Source organism: Pseudomonas sp. DW-iso17, from assembly GCF_058725345.1.
The window spans coordinates 114889-139821 of the sequence record NZ_JBZXEA010000011.1; the positions used below are offsets into that span (position 1 = coordinate 114889).

Consider the following 24933-nt stretch of genomic DNA (forward strand, 5'->3'; position numbering starts at 1 on the left):
GTCCCAGGTGGCGTTACCACGCAGAGCGTGGGAACGAGCATGTGCCTGCTGCCGGGAAGATCGCTCCCGCGCTCCGCGTGGGAATGCAGCCCGTGACGCTCCGCGTCACACCCTCAACGCGGCCGGACGCGGAGCGTCCTGGACGGCGTTACCACGCAGAGCGTTGGGAACGAGCAGATCAGAATTCGATGCGTACATCACCCTTCGGCACACTGCAGCACGACAGGATGTAGCCTTCAGCCTCGTCTTCTTCGGTAATCCCGCCGTTGTGCTCCATCTCCACTTCGCCGCCCAGTTTCATCACCTTGCACGTACCGCAGATGCCCATGCCGCAGGCCTTGGGGATCAGCAGGCCGAGCTTGGCCGCTGCGGCATGCACCGTTTCCCCCGGTGCCACGCGAATGCTTTTGCCGGACGCGATAAATTCCACTTGATGCAGGTCTGCCAGGTCGATCTCCGGCGCATCCGCCGCTTGCTCGGCCTGCTCCACCGCATCGGCACGGGCTTCGGGCGGCGTCGCGCCAAACGATTCCTCGTGATAACGGGTCATGTCGAAACCGGCAACTTCCAGCAAACGCTTCACCGCGTTCATGTACGGCGTAGGGCCGCAGCAGAACACTTCGCGCTCAAGGAAGTCCGGCACCATCAGCTCCAGCATTTTGTGGTTCAGATAGCCGCGATACCCGGCCCAGGGTTCGCCCAGGCCGTGTTTTTCGCAAATCAGGTGCAGGCTGAAGTTGTCGATCCGCGACGCCATGTGCTCCAGCTCGCGGTGATAGATGATGTCCTTGGGCGAGCGGGCGCTGTGGATAAACGTCATGTCGACGTTCGCGTTGGTGTCGTAAAACCAGCGCGCCATGGACATCACCGGCGTGATCCCAACGCCGCCGCTGAGGTACAGCACTTTCGGGCTTGGGAAGTCGATGGCATTGAACAGCCCGACCGGGCCGTGCACCGCCAACTCCTGGCCTTCGTGCAAAGTGTCGTGCAGCCAATTGGAAACCCGGCCGCCCGGTACGCGCTTGATGGTCACCGAGAAGCTGTAAGGCACCGACGGTGAGCTGGAAATGGTGTACGAACGCATGATCGGCTGGCCTTCGATTTCCAGCTCCAGGGTGACGAATTGCCCCGGCTTGAAAAAGAACAGGATCGGCTGATCGGCCATAAAACAGAAGGTGCGCACATCCCAGGTTTCCTGGATGACTTTGACGCAGCGGACGATGTGCCGACCATTGGCCCAGGTCTGGGTGGTTACCGGATTCAGGAAATTATTGGACATGTTGTTCTCCACCGCCGACGTCGGCCTTATGGTGGCGATTCTGCGTAACGCGAGAACCACCCATTTACCTATCTGCGACATTCACATACTTACGGCGACCAGCCCCCAAAGACAGGGGCTTGCGCGTCGGGATCAGATTGGGCCATGTCGCCCATGGATAAGGTTCGACGTTACGCCGGGCCCACACTCGCTCCCAACAAAGACGCGTTCTTTACGCCTTGCACAGCACCAACCGTAGCCACTATTCGCCGGCCACACAGAATGGCCATGAGGACACACACGATGGACGTCACCGCAACCTTAAGCTTGGGCGATCCGCTGGAACCCGCACGCAAGGCCACCGCGCAAATGCTGCAAGAGCGCGAGCGCACTTTTTCGCTGCCGCAGCCGTTCTACTCTGATGAGCGGCTGTTCGATATCGACATGCAGGAGATCTTCCAGAAAGAATGGTTGATCGCCGGCATGACCTGCGAAATTCCTACCAAGGGCAACTACCTGACCCTGCAAGTGGGCAAGAACCCAATCATCGTGATCCGGGGTGCCGATGGCGTGGTGCATGCGTTTCACAACGTGTGCCGCCACCGTGGTTCGCGCTTGTGCACCAGCGAAAAGGGCAAGGTCGCCAAGCTGGTTTGCCACTACCACCAGTGGACCTACGAGCTGGACGGCCGCCTGCTGTTCGCCGGCACCGAGATGGGCGCCGATTTCGACATGAAGCAGTACGGTTTGAAGCCGGTGAACGTGAAGACCGCTGGCGGCTATATCTTTATCAGCCTGGCCGAAAACCCGCCGGCCATCGATGACTTCCTGTCGACGCTCAGCCATTACATGGAGCCCTACGACATGGAGAACACCAAGGTGGCGATCCAGACCACCTTGTTCGAAAAAGCCAACTGGAAGCTGGTGCTGGAAAACAACCGCGAGTGCTACCACTGCAACGCCTCGCACCCGGAACTGCTGAAAACCCTGCTGGAATGGGACGACGTTACCGACCCACGTGCCGACCAGGCGTTCAAGGACCACGTAGCCGCCTCCGCCGCCGCCTGGGATGCCGAGAAGATCCCTTACGCCCACGCCAGCTTCGGCCTGCGTAACCGGATTGTGCGCATGCCGCTACTCAAGGGCACCGTGTCGATGACCCTGGATGGCAAACAAGGTTGTGCCAAGCTCATGGGCCGCATCAAGAACCCGGACCTGGGCTCGATGCGCATCCTGCACCTGCCGCACTCCTGGAACCACTGCATGGGCGACCACATCATTGTGTTCACCGTGTGGCCCATCAGCGCCCAGGAAACCATGGTTACCACCAAGTGGATCGTGCACAAGGACGCCGTGGAAGGCGTGGACTACGACGTGGAACGCATGCGCCAAGTGTGGGACGCCACCAACGACCAGGACCGCCGCCTGGCCGAAGAGAACCAGCGCGGGATCAACTCCACCGCTTACCAACCCGGCCCGTACTCCAAGACCTATGAATTTGGCGTGGTGAATTTTGTGGATTGGTACAGCGAGCGCATGCTGAGCAACCTGGGTGCGGCGCCGGCGCCTTATCTCAAAGGCGTAGCTGCTCACGAATAACGCTTGTTTGGGAGCGGGCTTGCCCGCGATGGCATGGTGTCTGTCAAAGTCTGTATTGGCTGATAGACCGCTATCGCAGGCAAGCCAGCTCCAACATTTGAACAGATTAGCTGTTCAAAATTCGATCAGCTCTGATACAGCCCTTTACCACCCTGCCCTCCAGCCTTTACCCAACAACTTATCCACAAAGCCACCCACAGCAATTGTGGGCAATTGCGTCGTGGACGAAAATTAAATCAAGAAAATCCGTGACTTATTCAAACTTCCGGGTTTCAGCTCAAGCTGATCATTTATTGATCAAACCTCCAAGAGCCTTGTTTGGCGTGGCTTGCAGCGGTAAGCGAACACCTTATCCACAGATGCGCCAACAGACTTTGGGGGCAACTTTGTCTGGGCTGTGGAAAACCACCTAAAGTCGCTATTTCCGCGGGTCATGAGACGTTTTAAGGGTTAAATACAGTGTTTTGGTGATTTTTTAACCAACCCTCTGTAGGCCTCGTATTACATGGCCTACAACGGATAGCGAACATCTTATCCACAGATCCGCCAACAGACTTTGGGGGCAAGTTATAAAATCCGCTTAGCTTTATCCACAGCAAAACCCTAGAGAAAACCGCCACTTAGCCTGATCATTTTTCAGCCAATAGCGCACAGGCCTTTAAATACATGCCCTGCGGACAAACACAAACACCTTATCCACAGGCACGTGCACAGCGATTGTGGGTAATTGCCCGCTTGTCCGTTCCTTGTGCGGAAACGCTCAAATTTAAACTTCATCTACACTCTTTCTTGCAGTTATATCCATTGGCCCAGGTGAGTACAGAAGTCCTTGGCGCAAAAGAGGAGATAGACCGGTGACGTGGCAGGGCAATCCCAGCCATCACCGCGCCAAAGGTTTTACGCTGATTGAATTACTACTGACGCTGGCCTCACTGGCCACGCTTTCGACAGTGGCTTATCCGCTGACGGCGCTGATGGGTCAACACATTCGGGAACTCGACTTGCAGCGTTCGCTGCGAGACATTCGCTATGCCATCGATGCTTACAAAACGCTAACAACACACTGAGCGTTCCAGCAGTTCGGAACTTGTTTGTCTGAATTGAAGGTGGACTAGAGCATGAATAATTTACAGCAACATACGAACGTTCTCATCAAGTGGCTGCTGGCAGCGGTGCTTCTGGCCCCCCTGTTGGTCATGGCACACGGTGCCGTCGATGAGCCGGTATCACGCCAGGTTCATTGCAAAGCGCTTCCAGATTTCTGGTCGGGAAACCCCAGCGATCCAGGATGCGCGGCGTTAGCCAAAACAAGCGGACAGTATCCAGGCCAGCAATGGAATGAAGTTGCCCATTTAATTGCTGCCCCGGGGTATAACGACCCGGAAATCGTTAAAAAAGCAGTTCCAGATGGGCAGCTATGTTCAGCAGGTGACAAGAAGAAAGACGGCCTTAACTTGGTGTCAAATGATTGGTACCGGACGGACGTCACGCCTCACGACGGTAAAATGAACGTTCGCATCATCGGTACGGCCCCTCACGTCCCCAGTTTTGCAAAGGTATTCCTGACAAAACCTGGCTTTGATCCGACCACAGCACCGCTGACCTGGAATGATTTGGTCCTTATCCATACCGAGCAACTGACAGTCGCTCAAACCGACTGGGGCACCAGGCCGCCTGCCATTTCGTCTTCGGGGTACTTCAGATTTCCAGTGCCTATCCCTGCAGAACAATTCGGCAACGCGACCCTCTTCGTGCAATGGCAACGAATTGACCCGGCCGGGGAAGGATTCTACAACTGCAGTGATATCAATATTATCGGGGCAGGCGTTCCCGAGCGGTGGTTTGATCTGGGGCAATTCATCGATGCCGTCATGAAAGACCTCACCCCAGGAAACGCCGTTCACTTCCGTATTCTGGACAACACGCCACAAGCGAAAGAGGTCGTAGACATTACCCTGCCCATTGACGCAAACAATCTGGACGCGAAGATATGGGGCCCGCAACTGGCCAATCAAATCCCTTCAAGCATCGCCAAAGTAGGGGAAAAAGACGGCAATGACATTGTGTTCAACACGGCTGATCCGCAGGTCAATTCGGTATTCGTACAGGTCAAGGGTTACTCCAAGGCCATGGCGATAGTCGAAGCGGGCGGTGGGGAATACCCCGCGTACGTGCCGAACAAGAGCCCCCCTTACAAGCCACGTGACGTTGTATCTAACAAGGGCGCCAATTATGTGTGCAAACCCTACCCAAATAGCGGCTGGTGCTCGCAATCACCCAGCTATTACGAACCTGGTGTAGGCAGCCAATGGAACGATGCGTGGGATAAGAAAGACTGAGAAGTAAAATGTCTGTTGCGAGACAAACGCTGTGGTGTATACAGCGTTTGCCTCGCTATCTTTTCAGAAGAGCTTAGCGAACCACGCCTTCCTCTATCAGCAACTTGAGAATCGCCTGCGCGCCCTCTTCGGCGCTGACGCCCTTGAGCACCTGCCCCCCACCCCCACTGGCCTTGGCTGTGGCAGCTTTCATACGATCGGCGCCGCTCTTGGCCTTGATCACCTTGAGGCGCTTGGGCCGCGGTTTGGCCGGTTGCAGCAGTGCGTCTGTGAATAACTCATCCTGTTCAATCTCGACGTCATGGGCTGCCAACTCACCCCGTTGCGCCGGGCCGTAGGCGCTCTGGCGTGGTTTGGGCGCGGCGTTATCCACAGTGGCAAGAAACGGCAGGCGCACCTTCAAGCGCCGCCGCTGGCCGCGAGGCAGCGCCTGCAGCACCAGGGCTACGCCGGCGTCGATGGACTCCACCTGCGCCAGCCCCACAATCAGCGGCCAGCCCAGTTGTTCGGCCAACAGGAACGGCAGCATCCCCGAACCTTCGCCGGTTTCTGCCTGGCTTCCGGTCAGTACCACTTGGGCGCCCGCGTCGCGCAGATACTCGCTGAGCACCGGCAACGCATCGGCGCCCGCCGGCTGTTCGAGTACCTGCAGTTGCGGCAGGCCCATGCCCAGGTAGCTGCGCAGGGTCGGCTCGCTGACATCACCCGCGTGCAGCACCTGCAACTTATCCCCAGCCAGTTGCAGCCCCAACTCTACCGCGCGCGCGTCCTGCTCGGCACGGCGTGGACGCCCGGAGGTGGGGTGAGCGCCGATGGACACCAGGCTGAATACAGTGTTGGTCATGGTCATATCCTCAGGCTGCATCGCGCTTGGCGCCGTTGCGGTAGGTCTCGACCGCCGCGATCAAGGCGTGCAGTATCGCGGCGCTTTCGCCGATCACCGACAGGTCGGCACGCTTGATCATGTCGCACCCTGGGTCGAGGTTGATCGCCACCACCTTGTCGCAGGCACCGATGCCTTGCAGGTGCTGGATCGCCCCGGAAATCCCGACGGCCACGTACACCCGCGCAGTGACCCAGGTGCCGCTGGCGCCGACCTGGCGATCGCGCGCCATGAAGCCATCGTCCACTGCCACCCGCGAGGCGCCTTCGGTGGCGCCCAGGGCCGCGGCGGTCTGGTGGAATAGCGCCCAGTCCTTTACGCCGTTGCCACCGGAGAAAATGAACTCTGCCTCGGCCATCGGAATCGCTGCCGGGTCGACCGCCACCGCGCCGAGATCTTCGATACGCGGCAAACTGCGCGCCAGGCCTGTGGATAACTCCACGGGCAAGACTTCGTGGCGGGTTTCGCTGACCGGATCGGCACATTCGGCGGCGGCGAGGATCAGACGGGGCAACGGTCGCGCCAGGTCTTCCTGGCCGGCACCGGCACGGCCGATGCACTCCTCGCCCTTGATCTGCCACACCCGCGTCGCCGGGCGTTCCTTGAGGCTGGCGGCAAAGCGTCGCCCCAGTTCGCCACCACCGCTGCGGCTATCTGGCAGCAACCAGTGGCGCGGGCTGAATTGGTTATCCACAGCGCGCAGGCCCTGCACCCGTTGCTCCGGTGCATAACCCTCGAACTCATGCCCCTCCAGCACCAGCAGACGGTCGACGCCGGCCGTGGCAAAGGCGCTTTCCTTGTGTTCACCGAATACCACCGCCAATACCGCGCCGTCACTGCCAGCCAACTGGCGCGCCAGGCCAAGCAGGTCACGGTCGTGGCTGCTCAGACGGCCACCGACCATGTCCGGCACCACGTTGATGTAGAACGCCGGGGTCGGCACCTGATGCAGCGGCAATTGCACTTGCACTGCCGCGCTGCGCTTGGCCGCGCCGCCCTGCTGGGCACCGCTGCGGTCGATGCGCTTGATGCCGTTGGGCCCGATAAAACTAACACCATGCACGTTTTTGCGAATGATACCGTTGGGCCCCATCCAGCTGTGTTGCACCGGCTGCATCGCCGCGTGCAACGGGTGCAGGCGGTTACGGGCGATCCATTCGGCCCGGGGGTCGCGGCGGATAATATCGCTCATCAGTGCACCTCCGCAGGTTCACGCTTGAGGGGGACTTTGGCCGGCGCGGCGTCTTCAAGCAACGCGTCGGCTACCAGTTCGGCGATGTCTTTGATCAACGGGCGCGGTTCGACCACGCCTTCAAGCATCGCGGTGCATTGCGGGCAACCCACGGCCACCAGTTCGGCACCGGTCTCGCGGATGTCGTCCATGCGCATATCGGGGATACGTTGCTTGCCGGGGATGTCTGTGATCGGCGCGCCGCCACCGCCACCGCAGCAGCGTGAACGGAAGCCCGAGCGTTGCATTTCCTTGACCTCGATACCCAACGCCCGCAGCACTTGGCGCGGCGCCTCGTATTCACCGTTGTAGCGGCCCAGGTAGCAGGGGTCGTGGTAGGTCACGCTGTTGCCTTTGTGCTGGCCCAGGTTCAGCGCGCCCTCGCCAATCAGCTCGGCCATGAAGGTGCTGTGGTGCTGCACCCGGTAGTTGCCGTTGAAGGCACCGTATTCGTTTTTCAGCACATGGAAACTGTGCGGGTCGCAGGTGACGATGCGCTTGAAGCTGTACTTGGCCAGGGTCTGAATATTGCGCGTGGCCAGCAGCTGGAATGTCGCCTCATCGCCGAGGCGCCGCGCCACGTCACCGCTGTCGCGTTCTTCCAGGCCAAGCACGGCGAAGTCGACCTTGGCGGCCTTGAGCACTTTGACGAAGGCGCGCAGGGTACGTTGGTTACGCATGTCGAAGGCGCCATCGCCGACCCAGAACAGCACATCGCAACTGCCTTTGTCGCTGAGCAACGGCAAGTTCAGGTCTGCCGCCCAGTTCAGACGACCACCGGGTGCGAAACCGCCGGGGTTGTCGGTAGCGATCAGGTTTTCCAGGACTTCGGCGCCCTTGTTCGGCGTGGCGCCTTTCTCCAGGGTGAGGTGGCGACGCATGTCGACGATGGCGTCTACGTGCTCGATCATCATCGGGCACTCTTCCACGCAAGCGCGACAGGTGGTGCACGACCACAGGGTCTCGGCGTCCACCAGGCCGTTGACGATCGGCTGGTGCGGGTTGCCGCCGTGTTCGCCCACCGGTTTGCCGGGGTACGGGCTGCCGGCGAACTTGGCATCGGTGCCACCGGCCAAGCCGACCACCATGTCCTGGATCAGCTTTTTCGGGTTCAGTGGCTGGCCGGCGGCAAACGCCGGGCATGCTGCTTCGCACTTGCCGCACTGCACGCAGGCGTCGAAGCCGAGCAGTTGGTTCCAGGTGAAGTCCTTGGGTTTTTCTACGCCCAGCGGCGCGGTTTTATCACTGAGGTCCAGCGGCTTCAGACCGGTGGAGCGGCCACCGCCAAAGCGCTCGGCGCGACGGTGCCAGGCCAGGTGCAGGGCACCGGCGAAGGCGTGTTTCATCGGCCCGCCCCAAGTCATGCCGAAGAACATTTCGGACACGCCCCACAGCACGCCCACGCTCAGCAAAGCCGCGAGCAGCCAGCCGCCGAAATCGGCGGGCAGAATCCCGGCCACCGGCAAGGTCACCAGGAAGAAGCTCACCGAGAACGCCATCAGGCTTTTCGGCAGGCGCATCCACGGGCCTTTGGACAAGCGGGCAGGCGGATTGCGGCGGCGCAGGTACATGAAGATCGCGCCGACAAACATCAATGTCGATGCCAGCAGCAGCGCATAGCCAAGAATGCGGCTCTGCAGGCCGAAGCCGTGCACCAGGATCGCCAGCAGCGCCGACAGCACAAAGCCGAGCGCCGTGGCTACGTGGGTGTTGGCGATGTATTTGTCACGGGCGACCACGTGGTGCAGGTCGACCATGTAGCGCTTGGGCATGGCCAAAAGGCCGCCCAGCAGGTCGACTTTGGACGAGCGGCCACGGCGCCACATGTTCACCCGGCGCAAGGCGCCGAGGACGGCGAGGCCCAGGGCGGCAAAAAGCAGGATGGGAAGAAGGGTATTCAGCATGGTGAAGCTCCCACTAAGATCGTTCCCACGCTCTGCGTGGGCATGCATCCTGTGACGCTCTGCGTCACGACCTTAAAAGCAGACGCGGAGCGTCCAGGGCGGCATTCCCACGCAGAGCGTGGGAACGATCAGGTGCGTCAGAAATCCTTGCACAAGCGCAGGGCGTCATAGATGGCGGCGTGGGTGTTGCGCTGGGCCACACAGTCACCAATGCGGAACAGCAAGTACCCCTCGCCCGCCTCGCTCAAGCATGGCTGCGGCTTGATCGCAAACAGCGCTTCAACGTCGATCTGGCCCTTGTTGCGCGAACCTTCCTTGAGCCCGTAGTAAATGGCCTCGTCCGGACGCACGCCGTTCTCCACCACCACCTGGTCCACCACCCGCTCCTCTTTGGCGCCGGTGTATTCGTTTTCCAGCACGGCCACCAGCTTGTCGCCCTCGCGGTAGACCTTTTCCAGCATCATGTCGCCGGTCATGATCACTTCCTTGGGGTACATGCTGCGGTAGTACGTGGGGAACGACGTACCGCCGATTGCCACGCCTGGCTTGATGTCGTCGGTGACGATCTCCACCTGGCTGCCTTTGTCGGCCAGGAAGTCGGCCACCGACATCCCGGTGAATTCACAGATGGTGTCGTACACCAGCACGTTCTTGCCCGGCGCAACCTTGCCGTCGAGCACGTCCCAACTGCTCACTACCAAGCCTTCGGCGGCGCCCCAGTGTTCGTTCTGCTCGATGAACGGGTGCCCGCCCACCGCCAGCACCACCACGTCCGGACGCACGTCCAGGATGGTCTCGGCATCGGCTGCAACACCCAGGCGCAGGTCGACTTTCAAACGCGCCAGCTCCAGTTGATACCAACGAGTGATACCGGCGATCTGGTCACGTTGCGGCGCTTTCGATGCCGTGGTGATTTGCCCGCCGATAAACTCCTTTTTCTCGAACAGCGTCACGTCGTGGCCACGTTCAGCCGCCACGCGCGCGGCTTCCATCCCGGCCGGGCCGGCCCCCACCACAACCACCTTGCGCTTGGGCCCGGTGGACTTCTCGATGATGTGCGGCACGCCCATGTATTCACGGGAGGTCGCAGCGTTCTGGATGCACAGCACATCCAGGCCCTGGTACTGGCGGTCGATGCAGTAGTTGGCGCCCACGCACTGCTTGATCTGGTCGATCTGGCCCATCTTGATCTTGGCGATCAGGTGCGGGTCGGCGATGTGCGCACGGGTCATGCCGACCATGTCCACATAGCCGCCTTCCAGAATACGCGTGGCCTGGTTCGGGTCCTTGATGTTCTGCGCGTGCAGCACCGGAACCTTGACCACTTCCTTGATGCCGGCCGCCAGGTGCAGGAACGGTTCCGGCGGGTAGCTCATGTTCGGGATGACGTTGGCCAGGGTGTTGTGGGTGTCGCAACCCGAGCCCACCACGCCGATGAAATCGAGCATGCCGGTGTCGTCGTAATACTTGGCGATTTGCTTCATGTCCTCGTGGGACAAGCCGTCCGGGTGGAACTCGTCGCCGCACAGGCGCATGCCCACGCAGAAGTCATCCCCCACTTCGGCACGCACGGCCTTCAACACTTCCAGGCCGAACTTCATGCGGCCCTCGAAGCTGCCGCCCCACTCGTCGGTACGCTTGTTGACCCGCGGGCTCCAGAACTGGTCGATCATGTGCTGGTGCACAGCCGACAACTCCACCCCGTCCAGGCCACCGGCCTTGGCCCGACGCGCAGCCTGGGCGTAGTTGCCAATCACACGCCAGATTTCTTCCGGCTCGATGGTCTTGCAGGTGGCACGGTGCACCGGCTCACGCACGCCGGACGGCGACATCAGGGTCGGCCAGTTGAAGCCGTCCCAACGCGAACGCCGGCCCATGTGGGTAATCTGGATCATGATCTTGGCGCCATGCTTGTGCATGGCATCGGCCAGATTCTGGAAGTGCGGGATGATGCGGTCGGTGGACAGGTTCACCGACGCCCACCATTCCTGCGGGCTGTCGATGGCCACCACGGAGGAGCCACCGCAGATCGCCAGGCCAATACCGCCCTTGGCTTTCTCTTCGTAGTACTTCACATAGCGGTCGGTGGTCATGCCGCCGTCGGTGGCATACACCTCGGCATGCGCAGTGCTGAGCACGCGGTTGCGGATGGTCAGTTTGCCGATCTGGATCGGCTGGAACATTGCTTCGAAAGCCATGGCACGGTCCTCGGCTTACAACGGTTTGACGGTGAACAGGCCATCGTCGTGGCCCTCTTCGGAGCCTCCGTAGACTTGTTCGGCGACAGTGCGGATCTTGCTGCCACGGGCCTCAAGAATCTGGTCCATGGCGCCGGCAAACCAGCCAGTGAACATGTAGTCCACCTTGCGGCCGACCTTGCCGTACACGTAGACGAACGCCGAGTGTTCCAGCTTGACGCTGGCGGTGCCTTTGTCCAAGTCGATGTCCTGGATTTTGAACAGGCCCCAGCCGCGTTGCGACAGGCGTTTCATGTAGTGTTCGAACACCGCGACGCCTTCCAGGCCGTGGCATTCGGCTTCTTTTTCACACCAGTGCCAGGCGGATTTGTAGCCGGCCTTGTAGAGGATCTCGGCGTAGGCATCAGCGCCCAGCACTTCTTCGATACCCATGTGGTTGTTGACGAAGAAATGACGCGGCACGTACAGCATCGGCAGGGCGTCGGAGGTCCAGACACCGGTTTCGCTGTCGACTTCAATTGGCAATTGCGGGGCGATCTTGGCCATGGAAACTTAACTCCAGAAAATTCGTTTTGATGCCCGCCACGCGGATGGCGGCGGGTGAAGGATTAAGCGAGCAGTGGCTTATTCGCCCCAGACGTCCTTGAGCACGTTGACCCAGTTCTCGCCCATGATCTTGCGCACCACGCGCTCGCTGTGGCCGCGCTTGAGCAGGGTCTCGGTGAGGTTGGGGAACTCACCCACGGTGCGGATGCCAAGCGGGTTGATGATCTTGCCGAAGCTGGTCAGGCGGCGGGCGTAACCCTTGTCATGGGTGAGCATTTCGAAGAAATCCTGGCCATGGCCCTGGGTGAAGTCGGTGCCGATGCCGATCGCGTCTTCGCCGACGATGTTCATGGTGTATTCGATGGCTTCGGCGTAGTCGTCGATGGTCGAGTCGATGCCCTTGGCCAGGAACGGCGCGAACATGGTCACGCCGACAAAACCGCCATGGTCGGCGATGAACTTCAGCTCTTCATCGGACTTGTTGCGCGGGTGTTCTTTAAGCCCGGACGGTAGGCAGTGGGAGTAGCACACCGGCTTTTTCGATTCGAGGATGACCTCTTCGCTGGTCTTGGAGCCCACGTGTGACAGGTCGCACATGATGCCGACGCGGTTCATCTCGGCGACGATCTCGCGACCGAAACCCGACAGGCCGCCATCACGCTCGTAGCAGCCGGTGCCCACCAGGTTCTGGGTGTTGTAGCACATCTGCACCACCCCCACGCCGAGCTGCTTGAAGATCTCGACATAGCCGAGCTGGTCCTCAAAGGCATGGGCATTCTGGAAGCCGAAGATGATGCCGGTCTTGCCCTGCTCCTTGGCGCGGCGGATGTCGGCGGTGGTTTTCACCGGGATCACCAGGTCGCTGTTCTCACGGATCAGGGTCTGGCTGGCGACAATGTTATTGATCGTGGCCTGGAAGCCTTCCCACACCGACACCGTGCAGTTGGCGGCGGTGAGGCCACCTTTGCGCATGTCTTCGAACAGGTCGCGGTTCCACTTGGCAATAATCAGACCGTCGATAACGATGCTGTCGGCGTGCAACTCGGCTGGGCTCATCAGGCGTCCCCTTATTGGCGATTCATGCGCCGAATCGTCTGCCGGCGCTTTGGGGCCAGCATATGCCCAGGGACCGACGGAGCCGGGTGCAAAAACGACAGGGGAATTGCCGAAAGCGTCAATCCGCGACAAAGCCTGCGAAGACAGGCCCCACGGTCGGCTGTTCTTTGTCTTACGCTTGAGCCAGAATTGCGCATCACGTGATATGAGACGGCGCAATGAAATCGATTTTCCTGGCTTTGGCACTCATCGCAACCACCGCCCACGCGGCCGAAGACACCGACAGCACGCCGTGCGACGGTATCGAGAACGACCAGCAAACCTTGGAATGCGCCACCTACAACAAGACCACCGCCGAGCAATTGCTCAAAGATAACTATCAGGGGTTGCTGGAGCGCATGGGTTCGACCTACGGCAGCGACAAGACCAAACTGGCGGACATTACCGCCCGTCTGAAGGACGCGCAGCAAAAGTGGGAAAAACTGCGGGATGCCGATTGTGCGGTGGACACCTTCCCGGCAGTGACCGGCACCAAGGCCTATGCGATTGCGCACAACGACTGCCTGGCGCGGATGAGTGATGAGCGGTCGGAGTTTTTGGAGTCGATTGGCCAGGAGTAAACACCCTTCACGCGACCAGGCCGCGCAAAGGGCTGCGCCACGCTCAAGCCATGAAAGGTGACTTGAACGGCCTTTTGGTCAAGGGTGAGGCTGGCTCGTAGGCATACCCCAGCGCGGTGATATCCATCACCTCACGGATACGACGAGTCCAGGGCTTGATCACATCATCGTAATTATGCCCGGTGGGGCCATCCTGCATCGGGCAGTAATGAGGCGCCAGTGCGGGCTTATCCAGCATCATTTGCGCCTGCCAGTCGGCCCAGATTTTGTCGATGAAACAATGATGCAGAAAAAATACTGGATCTTCGGGCGAGGTCATCGCCAGCATGTTGCCGCCAATCCATAAATGGACGCGGTTGTGCAATTGAGAACCAGGGGTGGTGACTTGCGGATCGCCCTTCTGAGTGATCCAGCCTTCGAGTCGGTTTCTAAAGCCTCTATTGAACGGACTCGACGTGTAGTTCGGCTCGTCATACAGCTCTTCATTCATTGCCATCTGCAAGTCCGCGGCCGTCGGCAGCGAGTTGACCAAACGTGAGAACTGGCGCTTCAACCCCGCCCCCGGCAGCCCATCTTCCGGATAGGCAGGCACCGGCCAATTGCCGTATCGGTACGCGAAGGGTCCATCCTGCACCCTGAATTCATCGGCAGCGTCACCGTCCCCCCCCAGCAGGCTTTGCTCCCACACCGGCGAATTCGTCGGGTCTGCCGCGTCCAATGTCCAATCCCAGTAAGGCAGCGTGATACCGGGCGTGATGGCCTGAAGGTCGGCTTCCAACTGCAACAACATTTCACGATGCCAGGGTAAAAAAGCCGGCCCCAAGTGGGCGCCATTACGATAGTCGGGATCTTGGGGTTCATCAGGGTGAACGGTAGGTACCATCACTGCGTGATGCCAATGCACATACTTGTCGTACCCGCCATTACCCTTAAGGGCCAACAGCGTATTGGTAAACGCTAGCCGTTCAGGCCCGCTCAGTTTTCGAATTTCCTTGCGAATATTCATTGCCCGCCCCCCTCGTCGCAAAAACATGGGACCGCGTGCCGGCCCCTGCTGCGAATCTAGTTGGGGAACCCATCAAGATCTACTGTCAGATCTGACAGTATCAGCACTATCTCCGACGGATGGTCAGCTCCTCTCGAACGAACCGAGCCTGTTACCATCCGTGCCCTCTTTTCCTGCTCAAGGCAACGCCATGATTATTTGCGGCATCGAAATCAAAGGCAGCGAAGCCATCATCGCCCTCGCCGCCCTGGACAACCAGGCGCTGACCCACGTCGCCCTGGCGACCAAGAAAATCGCCCTCGACGATGACGATGAAGCGGCCAACGTCAAAGCCTTCGCCGCTCAGGTGAAAGCGTTTGTGCAGGACAACGCCATCACTCGCATCGCCATCAAGAAGCGCAGCAAAAAAGGTGAATTCGCCGGTGGCCCAACGACGTTCAAGATTGAAGGGGTGCTTCAACTGCTGGAGGGGGTGGAGGTGACGCTGTTGTCGCCGCAGACCATCAATGCGCAGAACAAAAAGCACACCTTTGATCTGCCCGCGACGCTGAACAAGTACCAGCATGAAGCCTACAAGGCGGCATGCTCGGCCCCGGTAAAGAAATAAACCACCTCCGCTCTCTTTAGAAGCCGGCCTTTTAGCGCGGTGTAAGGCTCTTGTGTTGCAGCCAGTCACCGAAGGTGTTGTCCTCCAGGGCATAGCCGCCTCGGCTCGACTTCCACACCAGTTCCTTGTCGCGCAGGGCATCGATGCAGGCTTGGATGGTCTGGGTACCCGGCACCACGTCGCTACCCATCTTTTCCAGCGCCTTGCTGACCGCCGTGAGGGTGCTATCGGTGAATGGCGCGAAGGGTTCGTTGTTTTGAGAACGCTCCACCATCACCTCCAGCACGGCGCGCTGCGGGATGGTCAGGGCGTTCCAGGCGCTTTCGAACTCGGTCCATACACCCGCGCGCAGCAGTTCTGCGCGACTGTGCAGCAGTTGGCCAAGATTGCTCGCCTCGCCCAACTCCAATGCGACTTCACCGATGATCGTGCGCAACATCTCGGGACGCCGACCTACCCGCTCAAACGCCTCATCAATATCAGCCGCGTTGAATTGGTTGTTCTGGGCCAGGTGCGCGTTGAGGTGCACGGTGTAGGCCTGGGTGAACGCTTTGCCCAGCAGCGGAAACGGCGTGATGCTGGACCCGAAGAATGGCTGGCTTTTACCCAATACCAAATGAGCGAGTTTGTCGCGATTGGATCCGGTAAACACCAGGCGCAAACCGCTGCCCTCCTCGTCACGGCCTTGGTTGAGCTGATCCCGGGCAGCCTTCAACGCGAACATCGCATTGATACCTGACTCGGTGGTTAATGCGTGCTGTGCTTCGTCAATCACCAGCACAACGGGTTTTTCTGCAGCCCTATGGAGCAATTCCAACGCTTGGGTCAGCGTCGCACCGACAGGCAATTGTGGCTTGGTAAAGTCCCAGGAAAGCGTACGCAGAAAGCTTAGTTTCTCGATGCCAATGTTCTTTGCCAGTTTGCGAATGCCCTTTTCAAACGGCACCAATGCCCCCGCAATGGCACTCGCGATCAGCTCGGCGGGGTCTTTTTCCTTGTCGGCCCACAGGTCGACATACACCGCCAGCCAGCCCCGCAGCTGACATTCCGGAATCAGGTCTTCGCGCAGAAAAGTGCTTTTGCCCGTGCGTCGGGGCGCCGCGAGAAACAGGCCGGAGGTGAAATCCTGAATACCGGCCCCCACCAGGCCATCGGCAATACTGCTTGCCAGGGTGGGGCGGCGAAACACAAAGCCGCTGTGCTTGGACATGGTTTTATACTCAATTATGGAAATGACTATAAATTATAGCCGAGAGTATAATTGACTATAATTGTCCGTCAAACCACCTCCCGTCGCCGATCCTCCCGCGGGCATTTGGCAAACCTTGCGCGATAGCTCCTGGTGAAATACGACGGTGACTCAAACCCGCACGCAATACTCACTTCCAGCACGCTCATGTCGCTCTGGCGCAGCAGTTTTCGGGCTTTTTCCAGGCGCAGGCCCAGGTAGAAATTACTGGGGGTGTCATTCAGGTGCAGGCGAAACAGCCGCTCCAGTTGGCGTCGGGTGACCTTGATCGTTTCGGCCAGGGCCAAGGTGCTCAGGGGCGGTTCGGTGTGCTGTTCCATTTCGCCGATCACCTGCACCAGTTTCTTGTTATTGATGCCGTAGCGCGTGGCGATCTGCATGCGCTGGTGGTCCTTGCGGGGGCGGATGCGGCCAAGTACGAATTGCTCGGAAACCTGGATGGCCAGCTCCGGGCCGTGGGCCTGGGCGATGAGATCGAGCATCAAGTCGATGGACGCGGTGCCGCCGGCGCAGGTGATGCGGCGCCGGTCGATTTCGAACAGTTCCTGGGTCACGCTCAGGTGCGGATAGGCCTCCTTGAAGGCGTCGATGGCTTCCCAGTGCAAGGTCAGGCGGTGGCCGTCAAGCAGGCCCGCCTCGGCCAGCACGCAGGCGCCGGTGTCGATGGCACCGAGGGTCACACCCTCATGGTCGAGGCGGCGCAGCCAATGCTCCAGGGCGGGCGTGGCGAACTGCAGGGGTTCGAAGCCGGCCACCACCAGTAAGGTCGCGCCTTTTTTCAACGGTTCCAGCGCGGCATCGGCGTTGACCGACATGCCGTTGCTCGCCAGTACCGCGCCGCCATCGGCACTCAAGATGTGCCAGCGGTACAGCTCGCCGCGAAAGCGATTGGCCACGCGTAACGGTTCCAGCGCGGAGATAAAACCGAGGGCCGAGAACCCCGGCATCAGCAAGAAATAGACATCCTGGGACATGGTGGCGCTCTCGTCGGACGGGCAGCGTGGTCACTGTGATACGCCAGTTCAACCGGCCATTCAAGAGCACAGGTCGCTGCAGTGCAAGAGCGGGTCGCCGCCGTGCGCTTTGCGGGGCGCCAAGCTGCGTAACGTGATCCCACGGCGCACAAAGACGCCGGCACCCACAATAACGACCTGCCGAGGGCTCCACCCATGAACCGACTGATCAGCCGCTGCGCACTCGCACTCAGCGCCAGCGCCATCTTGAGTAACACCGTCATGGCAGCGGACGCCGCTTCTTGCCAGAACGTGCGCATGGGCGTGGTGAACTGGACTGACGTCATCGCCACCAGCGCCATGGCTCAAGTACTGCTCGACGGCCTGGGCTATAAAACCAAACAAACCAGCGCGTCCCAGCAAATCATCTTTGCCGGTATACGTGATCAGCGCCTGGACCTGTTCCTTGGCTACTGGAACCCGCTGATGACCCAGACCATCACACCGTTCGTCGACGCCAAGCAAGTCAAGGTCCTCGAAAAACCCAGCCTGCAAGACGCCCGCGCCACCCTGGCAGTACCCACCTACCTGGCGGACAAGGGCCTGAAAACCTTTGCCGACATCGCCAAGTTCGAGAAAGAGCTGGGCGGCAAGATTTATGGCATCGAGCCGGGCTCGGGCGCCAATACGCAGATCAAGGCGATGATCGCCAAGAACCAGTTCGGCCTGGGCAAGTTCCAGTTGGTGGAGTCCAGCGAAGCCGGCATGTTGGCGGCCGTGGACCGTGCCGTGCGCCGCAAGGAAGCCGTGGTGTTCTTTGGTTGGGCGCCGCACCCGATGAACGTGAATGTGGCGATGACTTACCTCACCGGCAGCGAAGATGCCCTGGGCCCGAACGAAGGCATGGCCACCGTATGGACCGTGACCGCGCCGGCCTACGCCGAGCAGTGCCCCAACGTGCATAAGTTGCTGACCAACCTGACGTTCACCGCCGCCGACGAGAGCCGCATGATGCAACCGCTGCTGGATCACAAGGACGCCATCGAGTCCGCCAAGCAGTGGCTCAAGGATCACCCACAAGACCAGGCGCGCTGGCTGGAGGGTGTGACCACCTTCGACGGCAAGCCGGCTGCTGCCAACCTGCAACTGACCCGCAAATAACCCTATTTGGACCACCGTGTCGCAGCCGCTCCAGGCCGCGACACGGCGCCCTGCGCCTTGAAATCACCCGCCTGTAAGGAACCGCCTCATGAACCACGACGTCATCATCACCTGCGCACTCACCGGTGCTGGCGACACGACCGCCAGAAGCCCCCACGTGCCGGTCACACCCAAACAAATCGCCGCCGCTGCCGTGGAGGCCGCCAAGGCCGGCGCCACGGTCGTGCATTGCCACGTACGCGACCCCGAGACCGGCAAGTTCAGTCGCGACGTCGCGCTGTACCGCGAAGTGATGGAGCGCATCCGCGAGGCCGACATCGACATCATCGTCAACCTCACCGCCGGCATGGGTGGCGACCTGGAGATCGGTGGCGGCGAGAATCCCATGGAGTTCGGGCCCAATACCGACCTGGTGGGCCCGCTGACCCGCCTGGCCCATGTTGAAGAACTGCTGCCGGAAATCTGCACCCTGGACTGCGGCACGCTGAACTTCGGCGATGGCGACACCATTTACGTGTCCACCCCGGCGCAACTGCGGGCTGGCGCCAGACGTATCCAGGAATTGGGCGTAAAGGCTGAGCTGGAAATTTTCGATACCGGCCACCTGTGGTTCGCCAAGCAGATGATCAAGGAAGGACTGCTGGATAACCCGCTGTTCCAACTGTGCCTGGGCATTCCCTGGGGCGCACCGGCCGACACCACCACCATGAAAGCCATGGTCGACAACCTGCCCGCCGACGCGGTGTGGGCAGGGTTCGGGATTGGTCGCATGCAAATGCCAATGGCCGCGCAAGCCGTGCTGTTGGGGGGCAACGTACGGGTGGGCCTGGAGGATAACCTGTGGCTGGACAAGGGCGTGCTCGCCACCAATGGCCAACTGGTGGAACGCGCCAGTGAAATTCTCAGCCGGTTGGGCGCACGGGTCCTGACCCCAGCCGAAGGCCGCATCAAGATGGGCCTGACCCCACGCGGCTAACACAGACACCACACAACCCTGTGGGAGCAAGCCCGGCTCCCACAAGGAATTACCAAACTTTTCAGGAATGTCGCCATGCGCTTTATCACCGAAATCAAAACCTTTGCTGCGTTGGGCAGCGGTGTCATCGGCAGCGGCTGGGTATCCCGTGCTCTTGCCCATGGCCTGGATGTAGTGGCCTGGGACCCCGCCCCCGGTGCCGAGGCGGCCTTGCGTAAACGCGTCGCCAACGCCTGGGGCGCCCTTGAACAACAGGGCCTGGCGCCCGGCGCCTCCCAGGACCGCCTGCGCTTTGTCGCTACCATCGAAGACTGCGTAAAAGACGCCGACTTCATCCAGGAAAGCGCTCCCGAACGCCTGGAGTTGAAGCTGCAATTGCACAGCCAGATCAGCGCCGCGGCCAAGCCGAATGCCTTGATTGGTTCGAGCACCTCCGGGCTGTTGCCCAGCGAGTTCTATGAGGGCTCTACCCACCCGGAACGCTGCGTAGTCGGACACCCCTTTAACCCGGTCTACCTGTTGCCGTTGGTAGAGGTAGTGGGCGGTAAAAACACCGCGCCAGAGGCGATCCAGGCAGCAATCAGCGTGTATGAATCCCTCGGCATGCGCCCGCTGCATGTACGCAAGGAAGTGCCTGGGTTTATTGCTGACCGCCTGCTGGAAGCGCTGTGGCGAGAGGCGCTGCACCTGGTCAATGACGGGGTGGCGACCACCGGCGAAATCGACGATGCCATTCGTTTTGGTGCCGGGTTGCGCTGGTCGTTCATGGGCACCTTCCTCACTTACACGCTGGCGGGCGGCGATGCTGGCATGCGCCACTTCATGGCCCAGTTCGGCCCGGCGTTGCAGTTGCCGTGGACTTATCTACCGGCGCCTGAATTGACTGAAAAGCTGATTGATGATGTGGTCGATGGCACCGCTGAGCAGTTGGGTAACCGCAGCATCTCGGCGCTGGAGCGCTATCGTGATGACTGCCTGCTGGCGGTGCTGGAAGCCGTAAAAACAACCAAGGCCAAGCACGGCATGAGCTTCGCCGAATAACCCTGTGGGAGCTGGCTTGCCTGCGATGGCGGTGGCCTCACCCTTGCTATCGCAGGCAAGCCAGCTCCCACATTTGACCGCATACCAAATTGGATTCATGCCATGCCCGCACTGACCACCTACACCACCAAAATCCTGCCCGACTGGGTTGACTACAACGGCCATCTGCGTGACGCGTTCTACCTGCTGATCTTCAGCTACGCCACCGATGCGCTGATGGACACCCTGGGGCTGGACAGCGAAAACCGCGAAGCCAGCGGCCACTCGCTGTTCACCCTAGAGTTGCACCTGAACTATCTGCATGAAGTAAAGCTCGGCGCCGAGGTTGAGGTGCATACCCAACTGATCGCCCACGACGCCAAGCGCCTGCACCTCTATCACAGCCTGCACCTTGTGGGCGAAGAGCGCGAGTTGGCGGGTAACGAACAGATGCTGCTGCATGTCGATCTGGCCGGGCCGCAGTCGGCGCCGTTTGCCGGCGCGACCCTGGAAAAACTCATCGCTCTCAGCCAGGCACACGCCGATCTACCCCGGCCAGCCCTACTCGGCCGGGTGATCGGGCTGCCCGCGCAAAAAAAAGCCCCGATCCAGCCGTGACGGGATCGGGGCAGAGTGCTTTGTGTGAGCCGTGCATTCGAGGGTGACCAAACCTTCAAGCTGCGTGCCTGGGTTCAGTGTGCCCGTTACGGGCCGAGTCAAGCACCTCGAAAACGACCTGTTCATAGCCATCCGAGCCATCGGTGGATTCTGCCCTTGCCGCCAGTCCTGGGGCCTACCAGAATCCAAGTCATTCCCGCTCCCTACACCAGGATGACCGTCATGATGCACGCGGATTTGATTGACCAGGATGACCTGCTGAGCCAACTGCGCTCCCTGGGTTTTGAAGTGTCCAGCGGCGCTACCGCCGAGCAGGCCTGCGAATGTGCGGTGCGCGGGTTGAGCGAAGCGCGGGCCAAGGCGCTCAAGGGCATGGTGGAACAGATGTACAGCGGCAGCGCGACGATTTTGCCGGCGGTGAGGCAGGCGATCGACAAACAGTTGCTGCCGGCGCTGATGCAGTTCAAACAGAACTCTGGCGCCTGAAACTCCGCCATCGCAGGCAAGCCAGCTCCCACAGGGGAACGCATTCCAAGGTGGGAGCTGGCTTGCCTGCGATGCAGACGGCTCGGTTTAGAGCCTTACACTGGCAAAGGTCGACTCATTGCGCGCCTGGCTCAACGCCGACATCGGCCCCGACAACGGTGACAACACCAGTGTCGGCGGAATCGGCATCATCGCCACTTGCTGGGTGGTGTTGGAGCCTACGCGTTCATCCCGTGGCGGAATGCCGAAGTATTCGCGGTAGCACTTGGAAAAGTGCGGCGTGGACACAAACCCGCACACCGACGCGACTTCGATGATCGACATGGGGGTCTGCTTGAGCAGCTGCCGTGCACGAATCAGGCGCAGCTTGAGGTAATAACGCGACGGCGAGCAGTGCAGGTATTTCTGGAACAGCCGCTCCAACTGCCGGCGCGACACGGCGACATACACCGCCAGTTCGTCCAGGTCGATCGGCTCTTCGAGGTTGGCTTCCATCAGCGCGACGATTTCCTGCAGCTTCGGCTGGTTGGTGCCAAGCATGTGCTTGAGCGGCACACGCTGGTGATCCTGTTCGTTGCGGATGCGTTCGTACACGAACATCTCGGAGATGGCGGCCGACAATTCACGGCCGTGGTCGCGGCTGATCAGGTGCAACATCATGTCCAGGGGCGCGGTGCCACCGGAGCTGGTGAAGCGGTTGCGATCGAGGGTGAACAGACGCGTGCTCATGGCCACCCGCGGGAAGGCTTCCTGCATCGACGCCAGGCATTCCCAGTGCACGCTGCAATCAAAGCCATCGAGCAAGCCGGCGCAGGCAAGGGCCCAGCTGCCGGTGCACACCGCGCCAAGGCGACGAGACTGGCGTGCCTGGCTTTGCAGCCACGACACATGTTCACGGGTGACGGTGCGCTGGATACCGACGCCGCCGCACACGATGACCGTGTCCAGGACGGGGGCTTTGTGCATGGAGGCATCGGGTGTGATTTGCAGGCCATCACTGGCCCACACCTGGTTGCCGTCGACACTCAGGGTTGTCCAGCGATACAGCTCGCGGCCGGACAGCTGGTTGGCCATGCGCAGTGGCTCCACGGCTGACGCCAGGGAAATCAGCGTGAAATTGTCCAGCAGCAAAAAGCCGATGGATTGAGGCGCACGGTTCTGGGGTTGGGCCCCGGAGTTGGTCGACGTCATCGCGGTATCTCCTCACATCACACAAAGCGGGTGGTGGCCTCAGGCGAGGCTCTTGTTATTGCACTCGTCCTGGAAAGGCGAGGCTTTGAAATTGATAGAGCAAATGCCATGCCTAAAATTGAATGGCTATTCAAGAACTCCTGAAAACGACCTGTTTATGCGTCTATATGAGCCCACGCGTGAAGTGCGGGATATGACGCATAACGGGCGAGGTTCAAGGGGGGTGAGCAGATCGGTAGCACTTGTGGGAAGGCGCTTTGCGGGCGTAGGAGAAGTCTGTCACCCAAAGCACATCAGGCGTGTGATCGTGGAGGAATTCGTTCGGAAGCTACTTATCTATTTGCGACGCGCTAAAAGGTGGCGATTTTGGCTGGGGTGTTCACTTTGTGAGCAATGATGCTCCTCTGTTCAGCTCGTTCCCACGCTCTGCGTGGGCATGCATCCTGTGACGCTCTGCGTCACCCCTGGGACGCGGAGCGTCCGGGGCGGCATTCCCACGCGGAGCGCGGGAACGATCATGTCACTGACTCAACATTCAACCGCACTCACCGCCAACCCACCTCGTGATGTCTCTTTGTACTTGTCATGCATATCGGCCCCGGTATCACGCATGGTGCGGATCACCCGGTCCAACGAGATGAAGTGCTGGCCATCGCCCCGCAACGCCATTTGCGCCGCATTGATCGCCTTCACCGCCGCAATTGCATTGCGCTCGATACACGGCACTTGCACCAGGCCGCCCACCGGGTCGCAGGTCAGGCCGAGGTTATGCTCCAGGCCGATTTCGGCGGCGTTGCACAGTTGCTCCGGCGTGGCGCCGAGGATTTCAGCCAACCCGGCTGCTGCCATGGCGCACGCGGAACCGACCTCGCCCTGGCAACCGACTTCGGCACCGGAAATCGAGGCGTTCTTTTTACACAGGATGCCCACCGCCGCCGCGCCCAGCAGGTAGTCGACCACGTTGGCTTCGGTGACTTCTTCGCTGAACTTCATAAAGTAGTGCAGCACCGCCGGGATGATTCCCGCCGCGCCGTTGGTGGGCGCCGTGACCATGCGCCCACCGGCGGCGTTTTCTTCGTTGACCGCCAGGGCGAACAGGTTGACCCATTCCATGGCGCTCAAGGTCGAGCCGATCACATTGGGCTTGTTCAGCTCCTGCAAGCTGCGGTGTAACTTGGCAGCGCGACGGCGCACGTTCAAGCCGCCGGGCAGGATACCTTCGTGCTTGAGGCCCTGCTCCACGCAATCTTGCATGGCGCGCCAGAGTTTCATCAGGCCGCTGCGGATTTCTTCTTCGCTGCGCCAGGTTTTTTCATTCGCCAGCATCAGTTCGGCAACGCGCAGGTTGTGGGTCTTGCACAGCTGCAATAGCTCCACGGCACTGGAAAAATCATAGGGCAGCTCGGTACGGTCCATGTCCGCCACACCGCTTTGGGCCTGGGCTTCATCCACCACGAAACCGCCACCCACCGAGTAATAGGTGTCGCGGTGCAGCTCGCCGTTTTCGCCAAACACCACCAGGGTCATGGCGTTGGGATGGAACGGCAGGTTTTCGTCGAGCAAGCGCATGTCCCGCGCCCACACAAAGGGCACCGGCAAACGCCCGTCCAGCAGCAGCGTGTCGGTTTCGCGCAGGGTGTGAATGCGGGCGCCGATTTGCGTGGGGTCGATTGCGTCTGGCCATTCGCCCATCAGGCCCATGATGGTGGCGGTGTCGCTGCCGTGGCCGATGCCGGTGGCCGACAGCGAGCCGTACAGTTGCACTTCGACACGCTGCACCTGTTCCAGCCACCCACGCTCACGCAACCCTTGAACGAACAATGCCGCGGCGCGCATGGGCCCCACGGTGTGCGAACTCGAAGGCCCGATGCCGATCTTGAACAGGTCGAAAACGCTGATAGCCATTAACGTGAAACTCCTCGATAAGCACGGGCCGGGCTTGAACGAGGTGCTACGCTCAGATCGCCCAGATGGCGGCATCATCAAGCTTTTATTCGTCATCACGGCGTCTCACACCGACGCACTCATGCTC

Annotated in this window: 22 protein-coding genes; 10 read left to right on the forward strand and 12 right to left on the reverse strand. The window is 60.4% G+C overall.

Features of this window, described 5'->3' with window-relative positions:
• Positions 1–178: 178 nt before the first annotated feature.
• Positions 179–1279, reverse strand: a complete 1101-nt coding sequence (gbcB, locus tag AC4PS6_RS08415; RefSeq protein ID WP_014720237.1) for a glycine betaine monooxygenase reductase subunit — start codon at positions 1277–1279, stop codon at positions 179–181.
• A 282-nt stretch (positions 1280–1561) separates the two neighbouring features.
• Between gbcB and gbca the strand changes: the two genes are divergently transcribed.
• From gbca to AC4PS6_RS08430, 3 genes are all read left to right on the forward strand, one after another.
• A complete protein-coding gene (gbca, locus tag AC4PS6_RS08420) occupies positions 1562–2857 on the forward strand; it encodes a glycine betaine monooxygenase oxygenase subunit (protein WP_014720238.1) in 1296 nt (431 codons plus the stop codon).
• A gap of 854 nt (positions 2858–3711) precedes the next feature.
• Positions 3712–3924, forward strand: coding sequence for a prepilin-type N-terminal cleavage/methylation domain-containing protein (locus AC4PS6_RS08425; RefSeq protein WP_014720239.1), 213 nt, complete (start codon positions 3712–3714; stop codon positions 3922–3924).
• Positions 3925–3975: 51 nt separating this feature from the next.
• Positions 3976–5196 carry a lytic polysaccharide monooxygenase gene (locus AC4PS6_RS08430; RefSeq protein WP_038451788.1) on the forward strand — a complete coding sequence of 407 codons (1221 nt, stop codon included), beginning with the start codon at positions 3976–3978 and terminating at the stop codon, positions 5194–5196.
• Positions 5197–5269: 73 nt separating this feature from the next.
• Here the strand turns inward: AC4PS6_RS08430 and etfB are convergent, their stop codons facing one another.
• The 6 genes from etfB to AC4PS6_RS08460 all read right to left on the reverse strand — a co-directional run bounded on the left by etfB (position 5270) and on the right by AC4PS6_RS08460 (position 13014).
• On the reverse strand, positions 5270–6046 hold the full coding sequence (gene etfB, locus AC4PS6_RS08435; protein ID WP_165901703.1) for an electron transfer flavoprotein subunit beta: 777 nt from the start codon (positions 6044–6046) through the stop codon (positions 5270–5272).
• 4 nt (positions 6047–6050) lie between these two features.
• On the reverse strand, positions 6051–7271 hold the full coding sequence (gene etfA, locus AC4PS6_RS08440) for an electron transfer flavoprotein subunit alpha (protein WP_492180770.1): 1221 nt from the start codon (positions 7269–7271) through the stop codon (positions 6051–6053).
• Positions 7271–9214: a dimethylglycine demethylation protein DgcB gene (gene dgcB / locus AC4PS6_RS08445; RefSeq protein WP_019817451.1), complete on the reverse strand. Its 1944-nt coding sequence runs from the start codon at positions 9212–9214 to the stop codon at positions 7271–7273. Before dgcB ends, etfA begins: the two co-directional genes overlap by 1 nt.
• Positions 9215–9351: 137 nt before the next feature.
• Positions 9352–11412: a dimethylglycine demethylation protein DgcA gene (gene dgcA, locus AC4PS6_RS08450; protein ID WP_014720244.1), complete on the reverse strand. Its 2061-nt coding sequence runs from the start codon at positions 11410–11412 to the stop codon at positions 9352–9354.
• 15 nt (positions 11413–11427) lie between these two features.
• Positions 11428–11958 (reverse strand): DUF5943 domain-containing protein, encoded by a 531-nt coding sequence (locus AC4PS6_RS08455; protein WP_005792152.1) that lies wholly within the window; start codon positions 11956–11958, stop codon positions 11428–11430.
• A gap of 78 nt (positions 11959–12036) precedes the next feature.
• A complete protein-coding gene (locus tag AC4PS6_RS08460; RefSeq protein WP_032879065.1) occupies positions 12037–13014 on the reverse strand; it encodes a dipeptidase in 978 nt (325 codons plus the stop codon).
• A gap of 218 nt (positions 13015–13232) precedes the next feature.
• On the opposite strand from AC4PS6_RS08460, the gene AC4PS6_RS08465 reads away from it, so the two are divergent.
• Positions 13233–13634, forward strand: a complete 402-nt coding sequence (locus tag AC4PS6_RS08465) for a lysozyme inhibitor LprI family protein (protein WP_014720247.1) — start codon at positions 13233–13235, stop codon at positions 13632–13634.
• A gap of 43 nt (positions 13635–13677) precedes the next feature.
• On the opposite strand, the gene AC4PS6_RS08470 is transcribed toward AC4PS6_RS08465, so the two are convergent.
• Complete coding sequence (locus AC4PS6_RS08470) at positions 13678–14640, reverse strand: tyrosinase family protein (protein WP_032902308.1); 963 nt, start codon at positions 14638–14640, stop codon at positions 13678–13680.
• 190 nt (positions 14641–14830) lie between these two features.
• Here AC4PS6_RS08470 and AC4PS6_RS08475 point away from each other — a divergent pair, with 190 nt between their 5' ends.
• Positions 14831–15247 (forward strand): DUF3010 family protein, encoded by a 417-nt coding sequence (locus AC4PS6_RS08475; protein WP_492180771.1) that lies wholly within the window; start codon positions 14831–14833, stop codon positions 15245–15247.
• A 31-nt stretch (positions 15248–15278) separates the two neighbouring features.
• Here AC4PS6_RS08475 and AC4PS6_RS08480 read toward each other — a convergent pair whose 3' ends face one another.
• Entirely contained in the window at positions 15279–16457 is a 1179-nt protein-coding gene (locus tag AC4PS6_RS08480; RefSeq protein WP_038451791.1) for an AAA family ATPase, read from the reverse strand.
• A gap of 68 nt (positions 16458–16525) precedes the next feature.
• Positions 16526–17470 (reverse strand): GlxA family transcriptional regulator, encoded by a 945-nt coding sequence (locus tag AC4PS6_RS08485; protein ID WP_019817453.1) that lies wholly within the window; start codon positions 17468–17470, stop codon positions 16526–16528.
• 195 nt (positions 17471–17665) lie between these two features.
• Between AC4PS6_RS08485 and AC4PS6_RS08490 the strand changes: the two genes are divergently transcribed.
• The 5 genes from AC4PS6_RS08490 (at position 17666) to AC4PS6_RS08510 (ending at position 21710) form a co-directional block, all read left to right on the forward strand.
• Positions 17666–18610 carry a choline ABC transporter substrate-binding protein gene (locus tag AC4PS6_RS08490; protein ID WP_032902304.1) on the forward strand — a complete coding sequence of 315 codons (945 nt, stop codon included), beginning with the start codon at positions 17666–17668 and terminating at the stop codon, positions 18608–18610.
• Positions 18611–18698: 88 nt separating this feature from the next.
• Positions 18699–19586, forward strand: a complete 888-nt coding sequence (gene cdhC, locus AC4PS6_RS08495) for a 3-dehydrocarnitine:acetyl-CoA trimethylamine transferase CdhC (protein ID WP_058410796.1) — start codon at positions 18699–18701, stop codon at positions 19584–19586.
• Positions 19587–19661: 75 nt separating this feature from the next.
• Positions 19662–20627 carry an L-carnitine dehydrogenase gene (locus tag AC4PS6_RS08500; RefSeq protein WP_014720254.1) on the forward strand — a complete coding sequence of 322 codons (966 nt, stop codon included), beginning with the start codon at positions 19662–19664 and terminating at the stop codon, positions 20625–20627.
• Positions 20628–20729: 102 nt separating this feature from the next.
• Positions 20730–21224 carry a thioesterase family protein gene (locus AC4PS6_RS08505; RefSeq protein WP_014720255.1) on the forward strand — a complete coding sequence of 165 codons (495 nt, stop codon included), beginning with the start codon at positions 20730–20732 and terminating at the stop codon, positions 21222–21224.
• A 222-nt stretch (positions 21225–21446) separates the two neighbouring features.
• Positions 21447–21710, forward strand: a complete 264-nt coding sequence (locus AC4PS6_RS08510; protein WP_072435402.1) for a hypothetical protein — start codon at positions 21447–21449, stop codon at positions 21708–21710.
• Positions 21711–21797: 87 nt separating this feature from the next.
• Here AC4PS6_RS08510 and gbdR read toward each other — a convergent pair whose 3' ends face one another.
• Together gbdR and AC4PS6_RS08520 are read right to left on the reverse strand one after the other, a co-directional pair.
• The gene (gbdR, locus tag AC4PS6_RS08515; RefSeq protein WP_103452205.1) at positions 21798–22901 is read right to left on the reverse strand and encodes a choline metabolism transcriptional regulator GbdR; all 1104 of its coding nucleotides are present in this window, start codon (positions 22899–22901) and stop codon (positions 21798–21800) included.
• Between the two features lie 528 nt (positions 22902–23429).
• Entirely contained in the window at positions 23430–24806 is a 1377-nt protein-coding gene (locus AC4PS6_RS08520) for an L-serine ammonia-lyase (RefSeq protein WP_014720257.1), read from the reverse strand.
• Between the last annotated feature and the right edge of the window lie 127 nt (positions 24807–24933).